Raw genomic sequence first — 19,722 nt, 5'->3', positions numbered from 1 at the left:
ACGTTAAATTTATGAAATTACAGGCTGATCGAAAATTACCCTAATGGGAAAATTCTAAATGTCGTTATGATTACTGTTTAATATTTAATCAATGAAAAACGTAAGTGTTGGCTTAATCTTCTTAACAATCATTTTTGCAATAGCCTGTAAGCCAAGTGAAAATTTTTCAGGCTCTGAGAGTGTCTCGGTGGTAAAGCTTAGAGAAGTTTATGGCAAGAATGTGTCCTTCACGTTGATAAATGAATCTAGCGAATCAGTTCAAATAGAGTCAACAGCTCATTTTTATATTGAAAAAAAGGAGGGTGAATCATGGTCTAAAGTTCCATATATCCCTTGCCAGTGTGGAACGCCGTGCAGGCCGCCAGCAGTCAATGAGTTGGCACCCCAAGAAATGACTGAAATAACATGGGATTTGATTTCTAGAAAATGTGGAAATGAAAACGGATTGACTCCACCCATTAAAACCGTAGAGGAAAAGGTGTCGAGTGGCGATTATAGAATGACTTTTAATGTCAATCGCCAGAAAAACGGAATGAGAATTGACCCAGAGCAGCTGGTTGTTTACTTCTCATTGAAGTAAAATTTATTCTACCCTGAGAAACGAATAGTCACTAAGTTTCCAATCGATTACTAATCCTCTTCCGACGCCTTCTGCTACATTCTTACCATAGAGATGATGTACCAAATAGAGGGAAACATCATAGGATTTTGCGCCACCTGCCGAGGTAAGTAGCTTATCGTGATGTACGAAAGATACGTTTTCATGAACGCTCAATTCCGGGAAAGTCTCACGATACCTATCAATATCGGTTGGAAATGTTGTTGATTCCTTTCCATCTACTAAGCCTGCTTTAGCCAAAACAAAAGCGCCATCGCACAAGGACATGACATAATCTGCTTTCTTGCCAATTTCAGAGACCCAATTGATAAGTTTCTCATTTTCTAAGTCGGAATCCATATTATGCTCTGCGCTAGGCACAACCAAGATGTCTATCTCTGGTAGGTCAGGGCTGTCGAATGAATAATGTGGTATTAGTTTAAGGCCCTCGAAGGTGGTTACGGTGTCCATCGTTTCATTGACGGTAAATACATTAATTCCTCCTTCCGTATGAAAAATGGTGTGCTGGAAGATATCATATGGCGCCATTAATTCGGAATTGTAGACTCCATCGATCATCAAAAATGCAGCGTTGAAGCTTTGACCTTCTGCTACAGCTTCAATGATTATTTCTTCAATTTCATTTACTGGCTTTGGACTGGTGCAAGCAAAAACAGCCAAACCGATAAATACAAATTTGATGGTCTTCATAATTTTAACTTTAGTTTTTCCCACAAACTCATCTTTTCAAGCTGCTCTTTCATTTTCTCTCCAACCTTTTCAAGAGCCTTAAGCGGCCGAAGCATTACTTTAAATTCCGTAATCTTTGCTTCCTCATCCCAACTGATGATATCGACACCATCGATTTTAATACCGTCAATCTCGGCATTGAACTCCAAAATCGCCTCTTTCTCACTTATCAACTCCTTTACGTAGTGGAATCCGCTGCCTTCAAACATATTAGATGCTGAAAGAAGGTACGCTAATACCATTTTTCTTCCTTTCTGCGGTTTAAATAGTATCGGTGAATAAAATGTAGCTTCTTTATGTAGAATGGACTTAAGCATATCGGCATCTTTTGATTCTACAACCTTATGCCAACTGCTTATCGGGTTTGTCATTTTTTATAGACTAAAAGCTTCTTTTACTTGATCCACATAGTCTAGTTTTTCCCATGTGAATGTTTCGACGACCTTCTTCACCTCGTCCCCTCCATTTCCAATAAATGATACCTGCTTAACTTCGGGAGCTCTTCCCATATGTCCATATGCAGCTGATTCAGAATAAATTGGTTCTTTTAGCTTTAGTCGCTTGATAATGCTTGCAGGACGCATGTCGAAGATTTTTTCAACAATCGTAGCAATTTCGCCGTCGTTCATATCTACGTTAGCGGTTCCATAGGTATTGATGTATATACCCATCGGTTCGGCAACACCTATTGCATAGGAAACTTGAACTAAAATTTCGTCCGCAATTCCTGCAGCTACTAGATTCTTTGCAATGTGTCGAGTGGCATAGGCTGCAGAGCGATCAACTTTAGAGGGATCTTTACCAGAGAATGCACCACCGCCGTGAGCGCCTTTACCACCGTAAGTGTCTACAATGATTTTTCTTCCAGTAAGACCAGCATCACCATGAGGCCCTCCAATCACAAATTTCCCTGTTGGATTGATGTGAAACTTAATCTGATCATTAAACAATGCTTGATTCTGAGAATTAAGTTTTGCCTTTACTCTTGGGATTAGAATGTTGATTACATCTTCCTTGATTTTTTTGAGCATGTTGTCTTCGTTGTCGAAATCATCATGCTGAGTTGAAACGACGATCGCATCAATTCTTACAGGTTGATTATTGTCATCGTATTCTATTGTAACCTGCGATTTTGCATCAGGTCTTAGATAGGTCATCTGTTTGGCTTCCTTGCGTATTTCAGAAAGCTCCATCAAAATCTTATGAGACAGATTTAAGGCAAGGGGCATGTAGTTATCTGTCTCTTTTGTGGCATATCCAAACATCATACCTTGGTCTCCAGCGCCTTGTTCATCTTCTGAAGCTCTTTCAACACCTTGATTTATATCTGGTGATTGCTCATGTATCGCTGAAATTACTCCACATGAATTACCATCAAACATATATTCACCCTTCGTGTAGCCAATTCGGTTAATGACCTCCCGGGCAATGTTTTGAACATCAATGTATGCTTTGGTTTTTACTTCACCGGCCAGTGCAACAAGACCAGTCGTTACCATCGTTTCGCACGCTACCTTACTATCTGGATCGAATGCAAGGAAGTGATCTACTAGTGCATCAGAAATCTGATCAGCAATTTTATCTGGGTGTCCTTCGCTCACGGACTCTGATGTAAATAAATATGGCATTTATGTTTCTTTAGAATATTGGACGGCAAATTTAGAAGATTCAGGGAACTCCACTACGGGAATTGACCAAAACTAAATATCGCGGGTATTTTATGTATTTGAATGTCAGTTTTCTGCCACTTTGAAATTGGCTGTGTAAGAATTTTTTCTGAGGATCCAGATATATCAGCGGCGACACTCAAAAGTGTGTCGGCTCTGCATGTTTTTAAAATATCTTTCATCAATTGCTGATTTCTATATGGAGTTTCCATGAACAATTGAGTATATCCAGATTGGCTTAGCTTTTCTAGCTCTCGTATTTTTTTCTGCCTTGGATTTTTGTCTATCGGCAAGTATCCATGAAAAGTAAACTTCTGACCATTGAATCCGGAAGCTATCAATGCCATTTGAATGGAAGATGTACCAGGAAGAGGGCTAACCTTTATTCCTGTTTGGTGAGCAAAACTCACAGCCAAATTTCCTGGATCAGCAAGACAGGGAACGCCGGCTTCTGATATTACACCCATATCTTGCCCGTTTCTAATAGGTTCAAACAAAGGGTACATCTGATCCCAGTTAGATTTCTTATCAAGAATATTAAATTCAAGATCTTCTATAACTATTCCAGCTTTTAGACTGCTAATAAATCTTCTAGCAGTGCGCACATTCTCGACAAAGAAATGCTTGGTGTTTTTAAGCACATCGGCCACCATGGGCGACATGAATGCTGCGTCATTATCTGATGATAGGTACGTGGGGATCAAAAAAAGTTTGCCTTGACTCATGGTAAAAGAAAATCTAAGACTAAATCACTTAATTGTTGTGGTTTTTCTGCGTGGACCCAATGGCCAGCACCATCAACCGTGACAATTTGTGAACTAGGAAAGTATTTCTGGATTAATTCTTTATCACTAGAATTGATATAGTCTGACTTACCACCCGCAATGAAAATAGTTTTTCCTGCAAAACTTACTTCTCCTTCCAGTCCTTCACCTACATTTTCTACAGCACTTTCAATGACTTCAAGGTTTAATTTCCACCCAAAGGATCCATCTTTTCTTCTGTCCAGGTTTTTCAAAATGAATTGACGAACACCAAAGTTTGAAATAACCTCAGCCATTTGTTCATCAGCTTCTTTTCGATTTTTTAGGTTAGCAAGATCTACTGAATGAAACCCTTTAAAAATTTGCTGATGATGAGGAGGGTAATGTTTCGGAGCAATATCAACAACAACAAGCCGATCGACCATGTGAGAATGTTGAGTTGCAAAATGCATGGCAACTTTTCCTCCCATGGAATGCCCTAAGAAATTAGCTTTAGTTATTCCCTGATCGTTCATTAGTTCAGCAACATCTTCAACCATCACATCATAGTTAAATGTATCGCTATGAGGTGAGTTGCCATGGTTTCTTAGATCCACTAGGTAAACTTTAAAGCTTTCGGAAAAAACCTTTCCTAATGTCTGCCAGTTATCAGACGACCCAAATACACCGTGCATTATAATCAGTGGATCACCAGATCCCAATGTTCTAAAGTTTAACTTCATGAATTTTGACTTCAATAAGGCATTAATAATGAGCAAACGAACACATTTGTTCATTTGCTTGCCAATAAAATGGATTTGACTCAAAGATACATATTACCTTCACGAGCTTTATGAATTCAATTAGCAGCTTTTTATCTGATGCTTCCAACTTTATTTGGGGTCCACCATTACTGATTCTCCTTTTGGGGGGTGGACTTTTCTTATTGGTATTTTCAAGGTTTCTTCCATTTAGATATCTGCGTCATGCCATCAATGTTTTACGTGGGAAGTATGATGACCCCAACGATCCAGGAGAGATTAGTCATTTTCAAGCATTATCCGGCGCTTTGGCGGCAACAATCGGAATGGGAAATATTAGCGGTGTTGCCCTTGCAATAGCTGCAGGAGGGCCAGGGGCAATGTTTTGGATGTGGATTAGCGCATTTTTTGGTATGGCTACAAAATATTTTACCTGTACACTCGCCGTTCAGTTTCGTGGTAAAGATTCAGAAGGAGCTATCCAGGGAGGTCCGATGTACGTTATCCGAGAAGCTCTCGGAAAGAAGTGGATGCCGTTGGCGGTTTTCTTTTGTGTTGCCGGTTTTTTTGGTGCGACTCCAGTCTTTCAGACTAACCAGATGGTAGCGGTATTCAAAAATGTAATCTTGATTCCTGCCGGTGTCTCGGATTCATTTTCAGTGAACCTTACGATTGGAGTTGTGATAGCAACGATAGTTGCTGCAGTTATTCTTGGTGGAATTCAAAGAATTGGCAATGTAGCTTCAAAGCTCGTCCCTTTCATGGTTGTTTTGTTTGTGATTAGTGTGTTATCTATCATGATTATGAATCCATCTGAGGTTCTTCCTTCATTGATGTTAATTATTGAAGATGCATTTACTGCCAAGGCAGTTTTAGGAGGTGCTGTGGGTGCTGTTATTGTTGAAGGAGCTAAAAGAGCTGCATTTTCAAACGAAGCAGGTATTGGGATGGCTCCTTTGATGCACGGAGCAGCTAAAACTAAGGAGCCTGTCAGGGAAGGATTGGTGGCAATGTTAGGGCCAGCTATTGATACGATCATCGTTTGTACAATGACAGGGTTGTGTATTTTAATCACTGGAGTTTGGACGAGCGGAGAGACTGATGGTATAGTAATGACTGCAAAGGCCTTTGAGGTTAGTTTGCCAGGCTTTGGACCTTACATACTTATGATTTGTGTGATGGTATTTGCAATTACAACAGTATTTGGGTTAGCATATTATGGTCAAAAATGTCTTTCATTTTTAATAGGAGCTAAATACGGTAGATACTTCTACTATTGGTATATCGCTTTAGTATTGGTGGGGTCAGTAGCATCACTTGCAGATGTTGTGAATCTAGTTTTCGTAGCATATGGATTAATGGCCGTCCCGACCATGATTTCAACGATTATACTTGCTCCAAAAGTTATGGAAGCAACTAAGAAATACTTCACTGAAGTATATAATTCATAATCATTTGGAATGGTGGCACTTAGATACAATATCTTTGCAGCCATTATCATTTAATATAGAATGAGAATTGTAATAGCTGGAGCAGGTGAGATGGGCTTTCATCTTGCCAAGCTTTTAACCGCCGAGGAACAGGATATAGTAATCATAGATTCTAATCCTAATGTGCTGGAGTATGTCTCACAACATCTGGATGTAAGCACAGTTCGAGGAAGTTCAACTTCACCTCGAACCCTTAAAGAAGCAAATATTGGTAAGGCAGACTTACTTATTGCTGTAACCTCCATTCAGGAGACTAACATTACAACTTGTATTCTTGGGAAGAGCCTGGGGGCTAAGAAAACCATCGCTCGAATTTCGAATACAGAGCTACTTCATTCGAGAGAAGAGCTGAATTTAAGTAATGTAGGTATTGACGAAATTATTTCTCCAGCTTCATTAGCAGCTCGGGAGATTAAACGACTACTCAAGCAATCTGCGCTCACTGACACATTCGAATTTGAAAAAGGGATGCTATCCCTAGTTGGTATCACAGTAGATGAAGGATCAGAGCTTTATGGGAAGACGTTGACAGAGACGGCCTACTTAAATCCAGATCACAATTTTACTACGGTAGCAATACTAAGAGACAATAAAACCATTATTCCATATGGCGAGAACAAATTTCAAAATGGTGATCATGCGTATTTTATTGCTCAACCAGACGGAATTGAACGAGTAACATCACTAGCCGGAAAAGAGAGTTTTGAGATAAAGAATGTAATGATTCTTGGTGCTAGTAAGGTTGGGATAAACACCGCGAAACTTTTAAGCAAAAAGTATAATATAAAGCTGGTAGAAGCAGATAAGGAAAAGTGCTTACACCTGGTAGATGAACTACCTGATACCATGATTATCAATGGTGATGGAAGAGATATTAACCTGCTGAAAGAGGAAAGCATTGACAGAATGGATGCTTTCGTTGCCCTTACTGAAAATTCAGAGACCAACATTATGGCTTCTTTGGTTGCCAAAAACCAGGGGGTACGAAAAACCATAGCACTGGTAGAGAATGTAGACTATATTCACTTATCTCAAAGCATTGGTATAGATACTTTGATCAACAAGAAGTTGATTGCGGCGAGCTTTATATTTAGGTACATTCGAAAAGGAGAAGTTTTGAATATTGCCGGTATCCATGGTGTGGATGCTGAAATTTTGGAATTCGAACTGAGTGAGAAATCTAAGATTATGGAAAAACAGCTTAAAGATTTAGATTTCCCAAGGACGGCTATCGTGGGAGGTGTAATTAGAGAAGGAAAAGGAATCGCAGTAAGAGGGAACTTTGAGTTTAACCCTAAGGATCGAGTTGTAGTTTTGTCTAAACCAGAGTGTATCAAAAAAGTAGAGAGCTTCTTCAAATAAACCATGCAGTTTAACTACAAGGTAATTTTTAAGGTAATTGGGATACTGCTCCTTATCAACGGAGCATTCATGCTAAGTTGTCTGCCTTTTAGTTTTTACTATGGTGAAGGGGATCACATGGCTCTTATTGGCTCTTCGCTAATTACCATAGGTTTTGGTTCTTTACTAGTCTTGCTCACTCGCAACCTCCAAAGCAATGACATGCGAAAAAAAGATGGGTATCTCATTGTTACGATGGGATGGCTCTCAATGTCATTTTTTGGTTCTTTACCTTATATACTCAGTGGTTCAATCCCCGATATAACCAATGCTTTTTTTGAAACTTTATCTGGCTTTTCAACGACTGGGGCTACAGTCCTGACAGATATAGAATCTGTTCACAAGGGGATTCTGTTTTGGAGAAGTTTGACACAGTGGATTGGAGGTATGGGAATAATAGTACTCACAGTCGCAATCCTTCCTCTATTGGGGATTGGAGGCATGCAGCTTTTTGTAGCTGAAGCACCAGGAATTTCTCCAGACAAACTTCAGCCTAGAATTAAAGAAACAGCCAAAAGATTGTGGATTATCTATTGTGGACTTACGCTTACTGAAATGGTTTTGCTTTGGGCTGGGGGGATGACGTTTTATGACGCAATAAATCATAGTCTTACAACGATGGCTACCGGTGGGTTCTCAACAAAGAATGCAAGTATTGCCTATTACAGTGATCCATTTATTCAATATGTGATAATCGCGTTTATGTTTATGGCGGGCACCAATTTTACCATGACCTATTTTGGTCTTCATGGTAGATTTAGGAAGGTATTGAATAATGAGGAATTTCGATTTTATCTGATTTTCTGCGTTTTGGTCTCTCTTGTAGTTGGCCTTATAATTTTTAATCTAGGCCATGATACATTAGAAAAATCTATACGAGATGCGCTGTTCCAAATTGTATCAATAGTGACAACAACTGGCTATGTTACGCACGATTATACTGCATGGACTTCATTCTTGACCGTTATTTTCTTTTTATTAATGTTTGCTGGTGGGTCAGCAGGGTCTACAGCTGGTGGAGTGAAGTTGGTTAGACATATTTTGCTCATTAAAAACAGCCTCCTAGAATTGAAAAGAATTCTGCATCCTTCTGCTATAATACCAGTACGTTTTAATGGAAAGTCAGTCAGTCGTGATATTACTTTCAATGTTCTTGCATTTATAATGATTTACATTCTTATCGTTTGTTTTGGTGCAATAGCCGTTTCTTCATTTGGCATTGATTTTAATACATCTTTAGGTGCTGTAGCTACCACATTAGGAAACATTGGTCCTGGAATAGGTGATGTAGGACCAGTTGATAATTTTGCTCACCTACCAACAGGAGTTAAGTGGATACTTTCATTCATGATGCTTTTAGGAAGATTAGAGCTCTTTACTGTACTAATTCTATTCACCCCATTTTTCTGGAGAAAAGTCTAAATTCCTTCAAAAGATTAAATCATCTTTGAGAGAATCAACCGAATACATTATTTAAAAATATATGCTGAGTTTCATAATCTGGACATTTGATCCCGCACTTTTCACCATACCATATACAGACTATGCACCAAGGTGGTATGGAGTCTTATTTGCAACAGGCTTTTTAATTTCTCAGCAAATTTTCTTTAGAATATTTAAAGCCGAAGGACGACCGGAAAAGGATGTTGAAAAAATAACTGGCTATATGGTTATTGCAACCATTATAGGTGCAAGACTCGGTCATTGTTTATTCTACAATCCGAGCTATTACTTATCAAATCCGCTTGAAATCTTAAAAATTTGGGAAGGAGGATTAGCCAGTCATGGAGGTGTGCTGGGTATATTAATTGCGATATATCTGTTCTGTAAAAAATATGGCTATAAATACCTGTGGGTTCTTGATCGTCTTGCCATTGTTGGTTTAATGACAGCTGCTCTCATCCGAACAGGAAACCTTTTTAACTCCGAAATGGAGGGAACACTTACCAACTCTAATGTAGGTATTGTATATGCAAGAGCCACTCTAGAGACATTAAATTACTCAGAAGATATTGACGAAGTACGCTTCGAAAAAGGTGGAGAGATGCAAAGTGATCAAGCTGGAATAGTTCCAATCAAAGCTATTATTGAATATCGGAGAGGTGTAAAATTTGAAACGGAAGACAAGAATTTTGTCGAGAACAACTTAAGGGGAGCCTTGCATAGATACACCGAGGTGGTGGAGCATGTAGATTTTGGATCAGGACCCTTGATTTATAAAAATTACCAGAAAGATGGACGAGAGATTGTTGAGATTTCTGCATTGGGAAAAGTACGGCATGCGGCTCAGATCTACGAGGCCTTGTATGCATTACTCTTAGCAATTCTGTTTTATTGGATATGGGCAAAGCACAGGTCCAAAGTGCCTCAAGGATTGAATTTTGCTCTATTTATGGTGGTTTTCTGGGCCCTTCGATTTGTAGATGAGTTTTTCAAAATGAATCAAGAAGCATTTGAAGAGAGTTTGACACTTAATATGGGCCAGATTCTCAGTATCCCTCTGACGATAGTTGGTATTGTAATAATGATACTGGTGTTCAGGCAAGACAAGAAAATGTCGGATTTTCAATAGATATAAAAAAAAGGGAGCCTAGCTCCCTTTTTGATTTTTTGGTCTGTTCAATCTTATTGATCTCCCTCGCCAGTCACTTCCTCTACTTCTGTAACAACTGAATCAGCAGCAACTTCTAAGGAATCCATTTCACTAGCTACTTCAGCCTCCATTTCATCCATTGCATCTTCTGCAGCATCAGTAGCCTCGCTAGTTTCTTCAACTGCAGCCTCTTCTGTTTCAGACTCTGATGATGCCGATGATGTGCAAGCGCCTAGGAATGCTACCATCGCTAATAGTAATAAAACTTTTTTCATTTTTCGGTCAGGTTTAAAATATGAACAGTAAAAATTATAAGGTTAAAGTTGATATACAAATGATTGAGTCCTTTTTGTCAAAAAACACAAAATAAAAAATTACGTTTTTCGATTTCATTTTGAATTATTTCTGACTGACGAGTTGTCCTGTTTTGGGTTAACGATATTTAATTTTACTGTCAATTTGTCTTGAAATAATGCAATAATTCCTTTGGAATAGCATTTGTAATCTTCCAATCGTACAAGTAGAAAGGAAGAATGAATTTTAACAATTATACAATCAAGGCCCAAGAGGCCCTTCAAAAAGCGACCGAAATAGCTGCAGGAGGAGGACAACAAGTTATAGAAACTGGCCACCTACTTAAGGCTATTCTAGTATCTGACGAGAACTTGGTGTCGTTTCTCTTTAAGAAACTTGGTACCAGCAAAAACTTGATTGATTCTCCATTGCAGGAATTAGTTGATAGCTATCCTAAGGTTTCAGGTGGGCAACCTTACCTTTCAAATGACTCTGCTAAATCACTTCAAAAAGCAGAAAAGTATTTAAAGGATTTTCAAGACGAATATGTAGCAGTTGAGCATATAATATTGGGTTTGTTGAGTGGGAACGATAAAGTGGCCCAAATGCTAAAAGATGCAGGATTTCAAGAAAAACAACTGATTTCCGCAATACAAGAATTAAGAGGTGGTGAAAAGGTCACTGATCAAAATGCTGAATCTAAATATCGGTCGCTTGAGCGTTACTCAAAAAACTTGAACGAACTCGCTAAGAAAGGGAAGATAGACCCAGTAATAGGGCGTGATGAGGAGATACGAAGAGTGTTGCAAATACTAGCAAGACGAACTAAAAACAACCCTATTTTATTAGGTGAGCCAGGCGTAGGTAAGACTGCTATTGTTGAGGGCATGGCTCAGCGGATTGTAGATGGAGATGTGCCAGAAAACTTAAAGTCAAAAACAATTATCTCGTTAGATATGGGTCTCCTGGTGGCTGGTGCAAAATTCAAAGGAGAATTTGAAGAACGCCTTAAAGCTGTCATTAAAGAGGTAACGGATAGCGATGGTGAAATCATCTTGTTCATTGATGAAATCCATACATTGATAGGAGCTGGAGGTGGTGGTGAAGGAGCAATGGATGCAGCCAACCTACTCAAACCTGCTTTGGCACGTGGAGAGCTTCATGCCATAGGGGCGACTACACTTCAAGAGTATCAGAAGTATATAGAAAAAGATAAGGCGCTTGAAAGAAGGTTTCAATCCATTGTAGTAGATGAGCCTTCAGTGACGGATGCAATTTCAATTCTAAGGGGTATTAAGGATAAGTATGAACTCCACCATGGAGTAAGAGTAAAAGACGATGCGGTTATTTCAGCTGTGGAGCTATCCAACAGATACATTTCAGATCGATTTTTACCAGACAAGGCTATAGACCTGATGGACGAAGCGGCGTCTAAATTGAGAATAGAAATAGATTCTCTACCGGAAGAATTGGATGAATTGAATCGTAAAATCATGCAACTAGAAATTGAGCGTGAGGCAATTCGAAGGGAGAAGAATAAAGAGAAAGAAAAACACCTCAATAAAGACATTGCGAATCTTGAAGCGGAAAGAAATGATCTAAAAGCTAAATGGGATAATGAAAAATCAGTAATCCAGGGAATTCGTCAGGAAAAGGAAAACATTGAGCAGTATAAGACCGAGGCTGAGCAAGCAGAACGTTCTGGTGAGTATGATAAGGTGGCTGAGATACGTTACGGAAAGATTGTAGAAGCCCAACAGAAGCTTTCAGACTATGAGTCACAGTTAGTAGAGATGCAAGGTGAAACAAGCCTCTTGAAAGAGGAGGTTGACCCAGAAGATATTGCTGAGGTGGTTGCGAAGTGGACTGGAATTCCCGTTTCCAAAATGCTTCAGAGTGATAGAGAAAAGCTAATCTATTTGGAAGATGAGTTAGGTAAAAGGGTCGCGGGTCAGTCTGAAGCAATTCAAGCCGTTTCTGATGCGGTAAGGAGAAGTCGTGCAGGCCTGCATGATCCCAAAAGACCGATTGGTTCTTTCATCTTTTTAGGCACAACAGGGGTTGGAAAAACCGAATTGGCCAAAGCTCTTGCGGAATACCTATTTAACGATGAGAATGCAATGGTTCGAATTGATATGTCTGAATATCAGGAACGTCATGCGGTCAGTAGGTTGATCGGTGCGCCTCCGGGATATGTAGGATACGATGAAGGAGGTCAGCTTACTGAATCAGTAAGAAGAAAACCCTATAGTGTGATCTTGTTGGATGAGATTGAAAAAGCACATCCTGATGTCTTCAATATTCTACTTCAGGTATTGGATGATGGTAGACTTACAGACAATAAAGGGCGTGTTGCAAATTTCAAAAACACCATCATAATCATGACAACAAATATCGGCTCAGGACTGATTCAAGAAAACTTTGAAAAGCTAGATGAAAAGAACCCTGATCCAGTTATTGAAGAAACAAAAAACATGGTATTTGAACTTTTGAAAAAATCTGTTCGGCCAGAGTTTTTAAACCGAGTAGATGAATCAATCATGTTCAGGCCACTTGGTAAAGATGACCTTCAAAAAATAGTTGGTATTCAGTTTAAGCTAATACAAAATAGGCTTGAAGAAAACGGAATTAAGATTGAGGCAGATGAAAAAGTGTTGAGACATTTGGGCACAATTGGTTTTGATTCACAATTTGGTGCTCGACCGCTGAAACGTGTGCTGCAAAGGGAAATCTTAAATCAACTGTCGAAAGAAATTCTTTCTGGGAATATCTCGAAAGATTCAGTAATAGGAATTACCCTATCTGATAATCAAGAGGTAGAATTTTTGAATTTGGATGCAGTTGAGATTGAGTAAGCTTTTAAAATTTTTAAAGCGACTGGTTTGGGTGTCAGTGATCGGCCTAATGATTGCCTTTCACAACACCTATAACCAAGAATTTAAATCGCTCGATGATGTAAGTCAGGAAGAGGTTGCTGAAGATGATGCTGAATAAAGCGCAAATCGGGACTTTTTTGAGATGTGAGAAGAAAATTTTCTTGGAAGCAGAACTTATTTTGACGGATTCCAATTAAATTTATTTGCATAACACCCGTAATAAATACGTAATGACTACCGAAGAAATCCAATCTCAAATCACAGAACTTGAATCAAAATTGACTGGCGACATGTTTAACGACATGGAAATCAAAGACAAGATTCACAACCTTAAAATGAAGTTGAATGGAACTCGCCCAATGAATTCAGAAATTGAATGTGTGGGCTGCGGAAGCTAAGAATTCTTAAGTTTTATTTTCCTCCCTTTGATTAGGGAGTTCCATGGTTAATGCAAAATCATTTGCATGTAGAAACCATTTGTCTTTAAATCTGTCATTAGCCTGTTAAGATTAATTCAATGAACATAAAACAGGTCGCAGTATTTTGTACGCTATTAATTTCCTTCTGTACTTCAGCACAGGAAGAAGCGAATTACGATTACATATCAAGTTACGGAGAGCATGGTCATAGCAGTTTCGCAGTTGTAAGAAAAGAAAATCTTTATGGCATAATTGACCGGCAAGGAAAAGAAGTCTTGCCTCCAGTTTATGATAAAATTTATCGTTTTGGAGAATCCGGGTTGAACTGGGCGAAGCTTCAAAAAGAAGGTAGATATGGGTTTATAGATCGGTCGGGAGCTATAGTTGTAAAACCACAATACGATCGTATATATTCTTTTGGAGATAAGAATGCCAATTGGGCACTGGTATTAAAGAATGGTCTTTATGGATTTATCGATCGATCGGGAAGTGAAGTAGTAGCTCCCATATATAATGATATCAATTCGTTTGGGTCCAACAATGTTTCTTGGGCAAGAGTACAGAGAGATGGAATGTACGGTTTTATCGATAGGTCAGGGAAGGAAATTGTCCCTACAGTATATCAAAGGATAAGTAGCTTTGGTTCGATTGGAACAGATTGGGCCAAAGTCGAACAAAATGGACTTGAAGGATTTATTGATAGATCTGGGAAAGAGATCGTAAGCCCAAAATACACTTCTGTTTCTTCTTTTGGCACAATCGCAAGTCACTGGGCGCGGGTAGAACGCAATGGATTATATGGTATGATTGATAGAAAAGGGCTGGAAGTCATTGCTCCTAAATATGAACGTATTTATGATTTTGGAAATCGTGGGGCTTCACATCTGGCAATGGTTCGCAAGTCTGGACTATATGGTCTTATTGACAAATCAGGCAAGGAGGTAGTTCCAACGCTGTACGACAGAATAAGCTATTTTGATAGAGAAAACTCGAACTGGGCACTTGTAGAGCGTGAGGGCAAGTTTGGCTTTATCGATAAAAGTGGAAAGCTTGTTGTACCCGCCGCAATGACTGACTTAAGTGGGAGTTTTCATGAGCTTAGCGATCATTTTAGTTCTAGAGGTTCACATATCGGAAATATAGGCGCTGTAAAAAAGTTTTGGGTAAGTGATTTTGTTGGAAAGTATGCCCTCATAAAAAGCAAAAAGACTTGGCAGCTCGGTGTAATAAATAGAGAATTTGAACTGGTTGTTCCGGTGGAATACAAGAAAATCCTTGTTGATCAATCGGGTAGCATTCATGTCTGGAAATAGCCCGCTTTCCATTGATAATTTGAATCATAATTTGCTGAATTTCAGGCGTTAAGGCATATTTACCGCATGAAATCCCTAATTACTGCCATTGCAATTTTATTTGCTACTAACGTATTGTTTGCCCAATTTACCTCGGTTACTGACGGGGATTGGGACGATTGTAACACCTGGGGAACTTGCCCAGGTACCACTGTAGGTACACATTATCCCGACAGGGACGATGTTGTTAATATAGGTCACGCCGTTTCTGTAAATAACACCCTAGATAATGCGACCACTGAGACACAACCAAATGACGAAGCTGTAGCCGGAGTATGTGGATGTACAGGTGTTGGGACAACAGGGTGTGCCAATACACCAACTATCTGTAATACCAATTCATTTTATCATCGAGGTACAATAACTGTTACGGCTGGAGGAGCCTTTACGAGTACTGTTGCCACAGTATTCGAAGGAGATGTGGAAGTTCAGAATACAGGTTCGTTTAGACTCAATGCCAATTCAACATTGTTCCTTATAGGTAGAGTGGATGTCCGAGACGGAGGATCACTGATCACAAATCAAAACTTAACTATCTCTGGAGATGCAGTTATAAATATTGAACCAACTGCTGTTGCTGGTGTTGGAGATGACCTTTACTTAGATGGTGACAATTCATTCGTTTGTGGGGGCGGAACACTTGATTTAGATGGTCCAGCATATTTCAGTGGTCCGAGAAATAACTCGGTAAGGCATTTTAATACCACTGACAATACCACTACTGATCAAATATGTTCAAATACTACAGTCACTTGTGCTGATGGAAATTGCTGTGGAGGCCAATGTGATCCAGATATAGATGCTGAAGCAGGAGATGGAGATGGTGAGATATCTCCAGGCGATGGTTCGGCTTCCGCACCAACGGTGCTTCCTGTTGAACTAGTTTCTTTTGATTGGGAGGATGAAATATCATATTTGACCATACATTGGGCGACTGCCAGTGAGCTAAACAACGAAGGGTTTGATTTATATAAATCCACGGACGGAGTAAACTTCACCCATATGGATTTTATACAAGGTGCAGGGAATAGCAATAGAATCTTAAACTATGAATATAGAGATGCGTCACCAGTTTCTGGAGCAAATTATTACCAACTCATTCAAAGAGATTTTGACGGGACATTTGATGATCTTGGGATTATTCGTGCCTTTTCAAATGCAATTGATCTTTTTACACTGTACCCCAATCCAGCTTCTGAAAATGTGAATGTACTTTTTGGTAATCAGTTTTTAAATACTACTGCTAATGTTAAGCTGTTCACAATCTCAGGCGAACTGGTGATGAATGAAAGTGTTTGGGTCGAATCAAAATCAATGAAGCTTGAATTATCATATAAACCTGGCATTTACTTTCTGGAAGCAGATAATGGTACATTCAAACAGAAAAGTAGATTGGTGATAAAATAAAAAAGCCTCCTTCTTGGAGGCTTTTTTCAATTCAGTATTTCTTAAAACGCTTCTGAAAAGAGGACTTTCATTTCCTCCCAGCTTGCACTATCTGCAGCAGCATTATATGCAATTGGCATTCCGAATTTTACCGCCAATGAATCTGCGGCCTTGCTTGTAAAAGAATGTAGCGCCCCTTCATAATTGATAAACTTATAATCAGCACCGGCAGCATCCATTGCAGTTTTAAAATCAGCAATTTGTTGCTCAGTAATAAACTTGTCATCAGCTCCGTTCGCTACTAGTACTTTTCCTTTGACAGCTCCTGCTTCTGGCATAACAGGCAATTGCAAACCTCCATGGAACGATGCTACTGCGTCAAGATCGTACCCTGAATTTGCCATACTAAGAACCGTGCTTCCTCCGAAGCAATACCCGATAGCCCCAATTTTTTCCGGATCAACATCCGGGTGGCTTTTTAGAGCCTCCAGCGCTGCTTCGAATCGAGCCTTTGCTACCTCAAAATTTCCAAGGACCATTCCTGCAAAAGCTCCAGCTTCATCTGGATGCGCTGCTTGTTTGCCATCACCATACATATCTACTGCGAGGGCAACATATCCCATATCGGCAAGCATATCTGCTCGTTGTCTGGAGTAGTCATTGTGCCCCCACCATTCGTGAACAACTAGAATACCAGGTTTCTTTCCGTCGATGGTTGAGTTTACCGCTAGGTAACCGTTCATTGTTATTGAGTCTGCGGTATATGAGTATTCTCCAGAAGGAACTTCTACTTCTTCTACTGCTGCTTCTGTATCTGCTGAACTTTCATCAGCGTCTTCTTTTGTGGTGGACGTACAAGCCACCGCAAACATTCCAATCAAGAATGCATAAAACAGTTTTGATTTCATTGTCTATTTAGGTTTATAGTTTCCCTAAAGGTAAACAGGAATGGGGACTGGCAGTTTCATGAAATAAAAAACCAGGCGTTAGCCTGGTATGAATTTATTGAAGTTTGAAATGAATTGGGACGACCATTTGTACTCTGACTGGCACTTCTTCCATAGTGGCAGGTGTGAAGTTGGGAAACAACTTGACGACCTTTATGGCTTCTTCATTGCAGCCGGCACCTAATCCTTTTATTACCTCGACATTAGTAATTGAGCCATTTTTTTCGACCACATACTTAACGAAAACCCGACCTTCGATACCCATTCGTTTTGCTTGGCTAGGATAGCGCAAGTGTTCATCAATAAAGTCAGAAAATTTTTCCACTCCTCCTTCAAATTCAGGCATTACATCGACAATTGAGTAGATCATATTATCGATCAAATATGAATTAACTGGAGGATCTTCTGCCGGTTGTACATGAATTGATTCTTTACCTGATGAATAACTTTCAGCGTCATACTTTAGATTATTTGTAAGTACAACTCCTTCCTCAGACCAAATTGTCGCTGGAGGACCTGCTGGATAAGTCATAGAATCCAATGGAATTGGAAAAATTGGAAGCTCGCATTCAATAACAATCCAGTCATCTAGCTCAATCTCTGGATCAATGGGTGACTTCCATTCAAAAGCGACCAGCGTCATTGACAAAGTAATCACCATGCCGATGCTGAAGAACAATGGCCTCCGTCGTTCTAAATCATACTTTTCGTTTTTCTTAGATTCCATATTACCTCAATTGAAAATTTACAGGCAATTGCATTTGAACTTTCACAGGTACTCCTCTTTGTTTTCCAGGAGAAAAGGCAGGGAGAAGTTTTAGAACCCTAATTGCTTCTTCATCACAGCCAGCACCAATTCCTTTTAGGATTTTGATATCACTGATCGAACCATCAATATCCACTACAAAACTGATATGAACTTTGCCCTCGACGCCCATTCGTTTAGCTTGACGAGGATATTTAATGTTCTTGGCGATAAACCCTAGTAAAGCTGCATCTCCTCCCGGGAATTCAGGCATATCTTCAACTACTATGAATGGATCATCTGGAATATCTATAGTCTTAGGCTCACCAAAATCTAATTTGTCAAGTTCATCATCTATGTCATTTACTGTTTTATTATCATTCAATGCCTCAGTAAGTTCTTTCACTTCTTTGATTTCTGCGGCCGCAGTAATCACTTGTTTATTGACTTTAGGTTTAGGAATTTCAATAGGCTTATGTTTAGTAATCTTAGGATCATCTAGTACATACCAGATTTCTATTTCTGGATCATTGGGTTGCACTACAGGATCAATTGGAGATTTCCATTCGAATGCAACAATCGTCAGCGAAAGTGCAATAATCATTCCTACACCAAAGAACAATGGTCGCTTTGGCTCTAAGTCATACTTTTTGTTTTTCTTAAGTTCCATGATTCAAGCGTTTGTTGGGTTTTGAATAGTTAATTCAAAATAAAAAGCATGAATCGTGCCTAAATCAATTTAAGAATTCATTGATATGCTTAGAAAGATGATCAAAGACCTCCTGACTCGGTAAGAGGTCGCTCGAATCTAACTCTGGCAATGGTCGGTATACGGTTTTATGAGATTCTTGAAGATATTTTTCGCAGCTCTTGAGGTCTTGCAAAATGGGATTTTGATAATCCAATGAGCATGCATGTCCAAACTCGTCTAAATAGGTTGCATACCAGTGAGCAACACTGCTCAATGAGACCAGCGACGTAAAGAAAGTTTCTAATGTTCTGTCTCTTCCTTTAATAAAGGAAAGGGCATTTTTACTTGCTATCGGCTGTGTATAAAGCTCCCAAACCTTAAGGATGTCTTCTGATCGATCCTCTTCACCAGAATAGATTACATCAGTTCGATAAAGTGAAGAAATAACCAAAGTAGACCCATTAACCAGTGATTGAATTACTGATTTGAAGCTCCTGGATGTGTGATCTCTAAAATGAAATCGTGGCGCTTCTTTTCCCTGAACATGGATATAGCGAAGCATATATTGATGGTTAAACTAATTTCTGCCTTTTCTGTTTAAGATGCTCCTGCTGCTAGGAGTAGTTCCTCAATCCTACGTTGCCCGTGAGTTCTTGCAAATGACAATGCATTAACACCATCTTTATTTTTTAAATGTACGTTCGCGCCCTTAGAAATTAACATATCAGCTAGTTCCTCTGATCCTTTAAAGCAAACACCCATGAGTGCTGTATTCCCTAATGCATCCTGGGCATCGATCTCCGCACCTGAGTCAAGCAATACTTCCGCTATTTCTCTTTGACCTAAATAAGTTGCCAATACGAGTGGCGTAAAACCACGTTCATCGGCAGCATTTACTAATTCTGGATTACTGTCAATTAGGCTTTTTAGCTGTTCTGACTGCCCAGATCGAATGTAATTTACGAGTTCCATCATTCTGAATTAAAAAAGGGTTCACTCCTTCGAAATG

Annotated in this window: 21 protein-coding genes; 10 read left to right on the top strand and 11 right to left on the bottom strand. The window is 39.4% G+C overall.

From position 1 onward, the window contains the following. Nucleotides 1-91 precede the first annotated feature (91 nt). Nucleotides 92-580, top strand: a complete 489-nt coding sequence (locus tag ACY650_RS08615) for a hypothetical protein (protein WP_462253760.1) — start codon at nucleotides 92-94, stop codon at nucleotides 578-580. Nucleotides 581-583: 3 nt separating this feature from the next. Here the strand turns inward: ACY650_RS08615 and ACY650_RS08610 are convergent, their stop codons facing one another. The 5 genes from ACY650_RS08610 to ACY650_RS08590 are packed head-to-tail and all read right to left on the bottom strand — an operon-like array spanning nucleotide 584 to nucleotide 4,501. After that, nucleotides 584-1,309 carry a DJ-1/PfpI family protein gene (locus ACY650_RS08610; RefSeq protein WP_462253758.1) on the bottom strand — a complete coding sequence of 242 codons (726 nt, stop codon included), beginning with the start codon at nucleotides 1,307-1,309 and terminating at the stop codon, nucleotides 584-586. After that, nucleotides 1,306-1,719, bottom strand: a complete 414-nt coding sequence (locus ACY650_RS08605) for a nuclear transport factor 2 family protein (RefSeq protein WP_462253756.1) — start codon at nucleotides 1,717-1,719, stop codon at nucleotides 1,306-1,308. Before ACY650_RS08605 ends, ACY650_RS08610 begins: the two co-directional genes overlap by 4 nt. A gap of 3 nt (nucleotides 1,720-1,722) precedes the next feature. Beyond that, nucleotides 1,723-2,976, bottom strand: a complete 1,254-nt coding sequence (metK, locus tag ACY650_RS08600; protein WP_462253754.1) for a methionine adenosyltransferase — start codon at nucleotides 2,974-2,976, stop codon at nucleotides 1,723-1,725. Nucleotides 2,977-3,029: 53 nt separating this feature from the next. After that, nucleotides 3,030-3,740: an SAM-dependent methyltransferase gene (locus ACY650_RS08595; RefSeq protein WP_462253752.1), complete on the bottom strand. Its 711-nt coding sequence runs from the start codon at nucleotides 3,738-3,740 to the stop codon at nucleotides 3,030-3,032. Continuing rightward, nucleotides 3,737-4,501, bottom strand: a complete 765-nt coding sequence (locus tag ACY650_RS08590) for an alpha/beta fold hydrolase (protein ID WP_462253750.1) — start codon at nucleotides 4,499-4,501, stop codon at nucleotides 3,737-3,739. Before ACY650_RS08590 ends, ACY650_RS08595 begins: the two co-directional genes overlap by 4 nt. Before the next feature lie 110 nt (nucleotides 4,502-4,611). Between ACY650_RS08590 and ACY650_RS08585 the strand changes: the two genes are divergently transcribed. The 4 genes from ACY650_RS08585 (at nucleotide 4,612) to ACY650_RS08570 (ending at nucleotide 9,982) form a co-directional block, all read left to right on the top strand. Next, complete coding sequence (locus ACY650_RS08585) at nucleotides 4,612-5,970, top strand: alanine/glycine:cation symporter family protein (RefSeq protein ID WP_462253748.1); 1,359 nt, start codon at nucleotides 4,612-4,614, stop codon at nucleotides 5,968-5,970. A gap of 60 nt (nucleotides 5,971-6,030) precedes the next feature. Continuing rightward, nucleotides 6,031-7,371 carry a Trk system potassium transporter TrkA gene (trkA, locus tag ACY650_RS08580; RefSeq protein WP_462253746.1) on the top strand — a complete coding sequence of 447 codons (1,341 nt, stop codon included), beginning with the start codon at nucleotides 6,031-6,033 and terminating at the stop codon, nucleotides 7,369-7,371. Between the two features lie 3 nt (nucleotides 7,372-7,374). Next, a complete protein-coding gene (locus ACY650_RS08575) occupies nucleotides 7,375-8,832 on the top strand; it encodes a TrkH family potassium uptake protein (protein WP_462253744.1) in 1,458 nt (485 codons plus the stop codon). 61 nt (nucleotides 8,833-8,893) lie between these two features. Further along, nucleotides 8,894-9,982, top strand: coding sequence for a prolipoprotein diacylglyceryl transferase (locus ACY650_RS08570; protein ID WP_462253742.1), 1,089 nt, complete (start codon nucleotides 8,894-8,896; stop codon nucleotides 9,980-9,982). Between the two features lie 53 nt (nucleotides 9,983-10,035). On the opposite strand, the gene ACY650_RS08565 is transcribed toward ACY650_RS08570, so the two are convergent. Continuing rightward, nucleotides 10,036-10,278: a hypothetical protein gene (locus tag ACY650_RS08565; RefSeq protein ID WP_462253740.1), complete on the bottom strand. Its 243-nt coding sequence runs from the start codon at nucleotides 10,276-10,278 to the stop codon at nucleotides 10,036-10,038. A 258-nt stretch (nucleotides 10,279-10,536) separates the two neighbouring features. On the opposite strand from ACY650_RS08565, the gene clpB reads away from it, so the two are divergent. The 5 genes from clpB to ACY650_RS08540 all read left to right on the top strand — a co-directional run bounded on the left by clpB (nucleotide 10,537) and on the right by ACY650_RS08540 (nucleotide 16,351). Continuing rightward, nucleotides 10,537-13,152 carry an ATP-dependent chaperone ClpB gene (gene clpB, locus ACY650_RS08560; RefSeq protein ID WP_462253738.1) on the top strand — a complete coding sequence of 872 codons (2,616 nt, stop codon included), beginning with the start codon at nucleotides 10,537-10,539 and terminating at the stop codon, nucleotides 13,150-13,152. Further along, nucleotides 13,145-13,291, top strand: a complete 147-nt coding sequence (locus ACY650_RS08555) for a hypothetical protein (RefSeq protein WP_462253736.1) — start codon at nucleotides 13,145-13,147, stop codon at nucleotides 13,289-13,291. Before clpB ends, ACY650_RS08555 begins: the two co-directional genes overlap by 8 nt. 112 nt (nucleotides 13,292-13,403) lie before the next feature. Continuing rightward, nucleotides 13,404-13,571: a hypothetical protein gene (locus ACY650_RS08550; RefSeq protein ID WP_462253734.1), complete on the top strand. Its 168-nt coding sequence runs from the start codon at nucleotides 13,404-13,406 to the stop codon at nucleotides 13,569-13,571. A gap of 119 nt (nucleotides 13,572-13,690) precedes the next feature. Then, the gene (locus ACY650_RS08545) at nucleotides 13,691-14,905 is read left to right on the top strand and encodes a WG repeat-containing protein (protein WP_462253732.1); all 1,215 of its coding nucleotides are present in this window, start codon (nucleotides 13,691-13,693) and stop codon (nucleotides 14,903-14,905) included. A gap of 66 nt (nucleotides 14,906-14,971) precedes the next feature. Beyond that, a complete protein-coding gene (locus tag ACY650_RS08540) occupies nucleotides 14,972-16,351 on the top strand; it encodes a T9SS type A sorting domain-containing protein (protein WP_462253730.1) in 1,380 nt (459 codons plus the stop codon). A 41-nt stretch (nucleotides 16,352-16,392) separates the two neighbouring features. Here the strand turns inward: ACY650_RS08540 and ACY650_RS08535 are convergent, their stop codons facing one another. From ACY650_RS08535 to ACY650_RS08515, 5 genes are all read right to left on the bottom strand, one after another. After that, nucleotides 16,393-17,238, bottom strand: a complete 846-nt coding sequence (locus tag ACY650_RS08535) for a dienelactone hydrolase family protein (RefSeq protein ID WP_462253728.1) — start codon at nucleotides 17,236-17,238, stop codon at nucleotides 16,393-16,395. A 94-nt stretch (nucleotides 17,239-17,332) separates the two neighbouring features. Beyond that, entirely contained in the window at nucleotides 17,333-18,004 is a 672-nt protein-coding gene (locus tag ACY650_RS08530; protein ID WP_462253726.1) for an energy transducer TonB, read from the bottom strand. Between the two features lies 1 nt (nucleotide 18,005). Continuing rightward, nucleotides 18,006-18,692 carry an energy transducer TonB gene (locus tag ACY650_RS08525; RefSeq protein WP_462253724.1) on the bottom strand — a complete coding sequence of 229 codons (687 nt, stop codon included), beginning with the start codon at nucleotides 18,690-18,692 and terminating at the stop codon, nucleotides 18,006-18,008. 64 nt (nucleotides 18,693-18,756) lie between these two features. Continuing rightward, nucleotides 18,757-19,275: a hypothetical protein gene (locus ACY650_RS08520; RefSeq protein ID WP_462253722.1), complete on the bottom strand. Its 519-nt coding sequence runs from the start codon at nucleotides 19,273-19,275 to the stop codon at nucleotides 18,757-18,759. Nucleotides 19,276-19,310: 35 nt separating this feature from the next. Next, nucleotides 19,311-19,688, bottom strand: coding sequence for an ankyrin repeat domain-containing protein (locus ACY650_RS08515; RefSeq protein ID WP_462253720.1), 378 nt, complete (start codon nucleotides 19,686-19,688; stop codon nucleotides 19,311-19,313). Nucleotides 19,689-19,722 lie beyond the last annotated feature (34 nt).

Origin of the sequence: Ekhidna sp. (assembly GCF_963691765.1) — a bacterium.
Classification (GTDB): domain Bacteria; phylum Bacteroidota; class Bacteroidia; order Cytophagales; family Cyclobacteriaceae; genus Ekhidna.
Note: the sequence above shows the minus strand (reverse complement) of the source record. Positions and strands in the feature narration are given on the sequence as shown.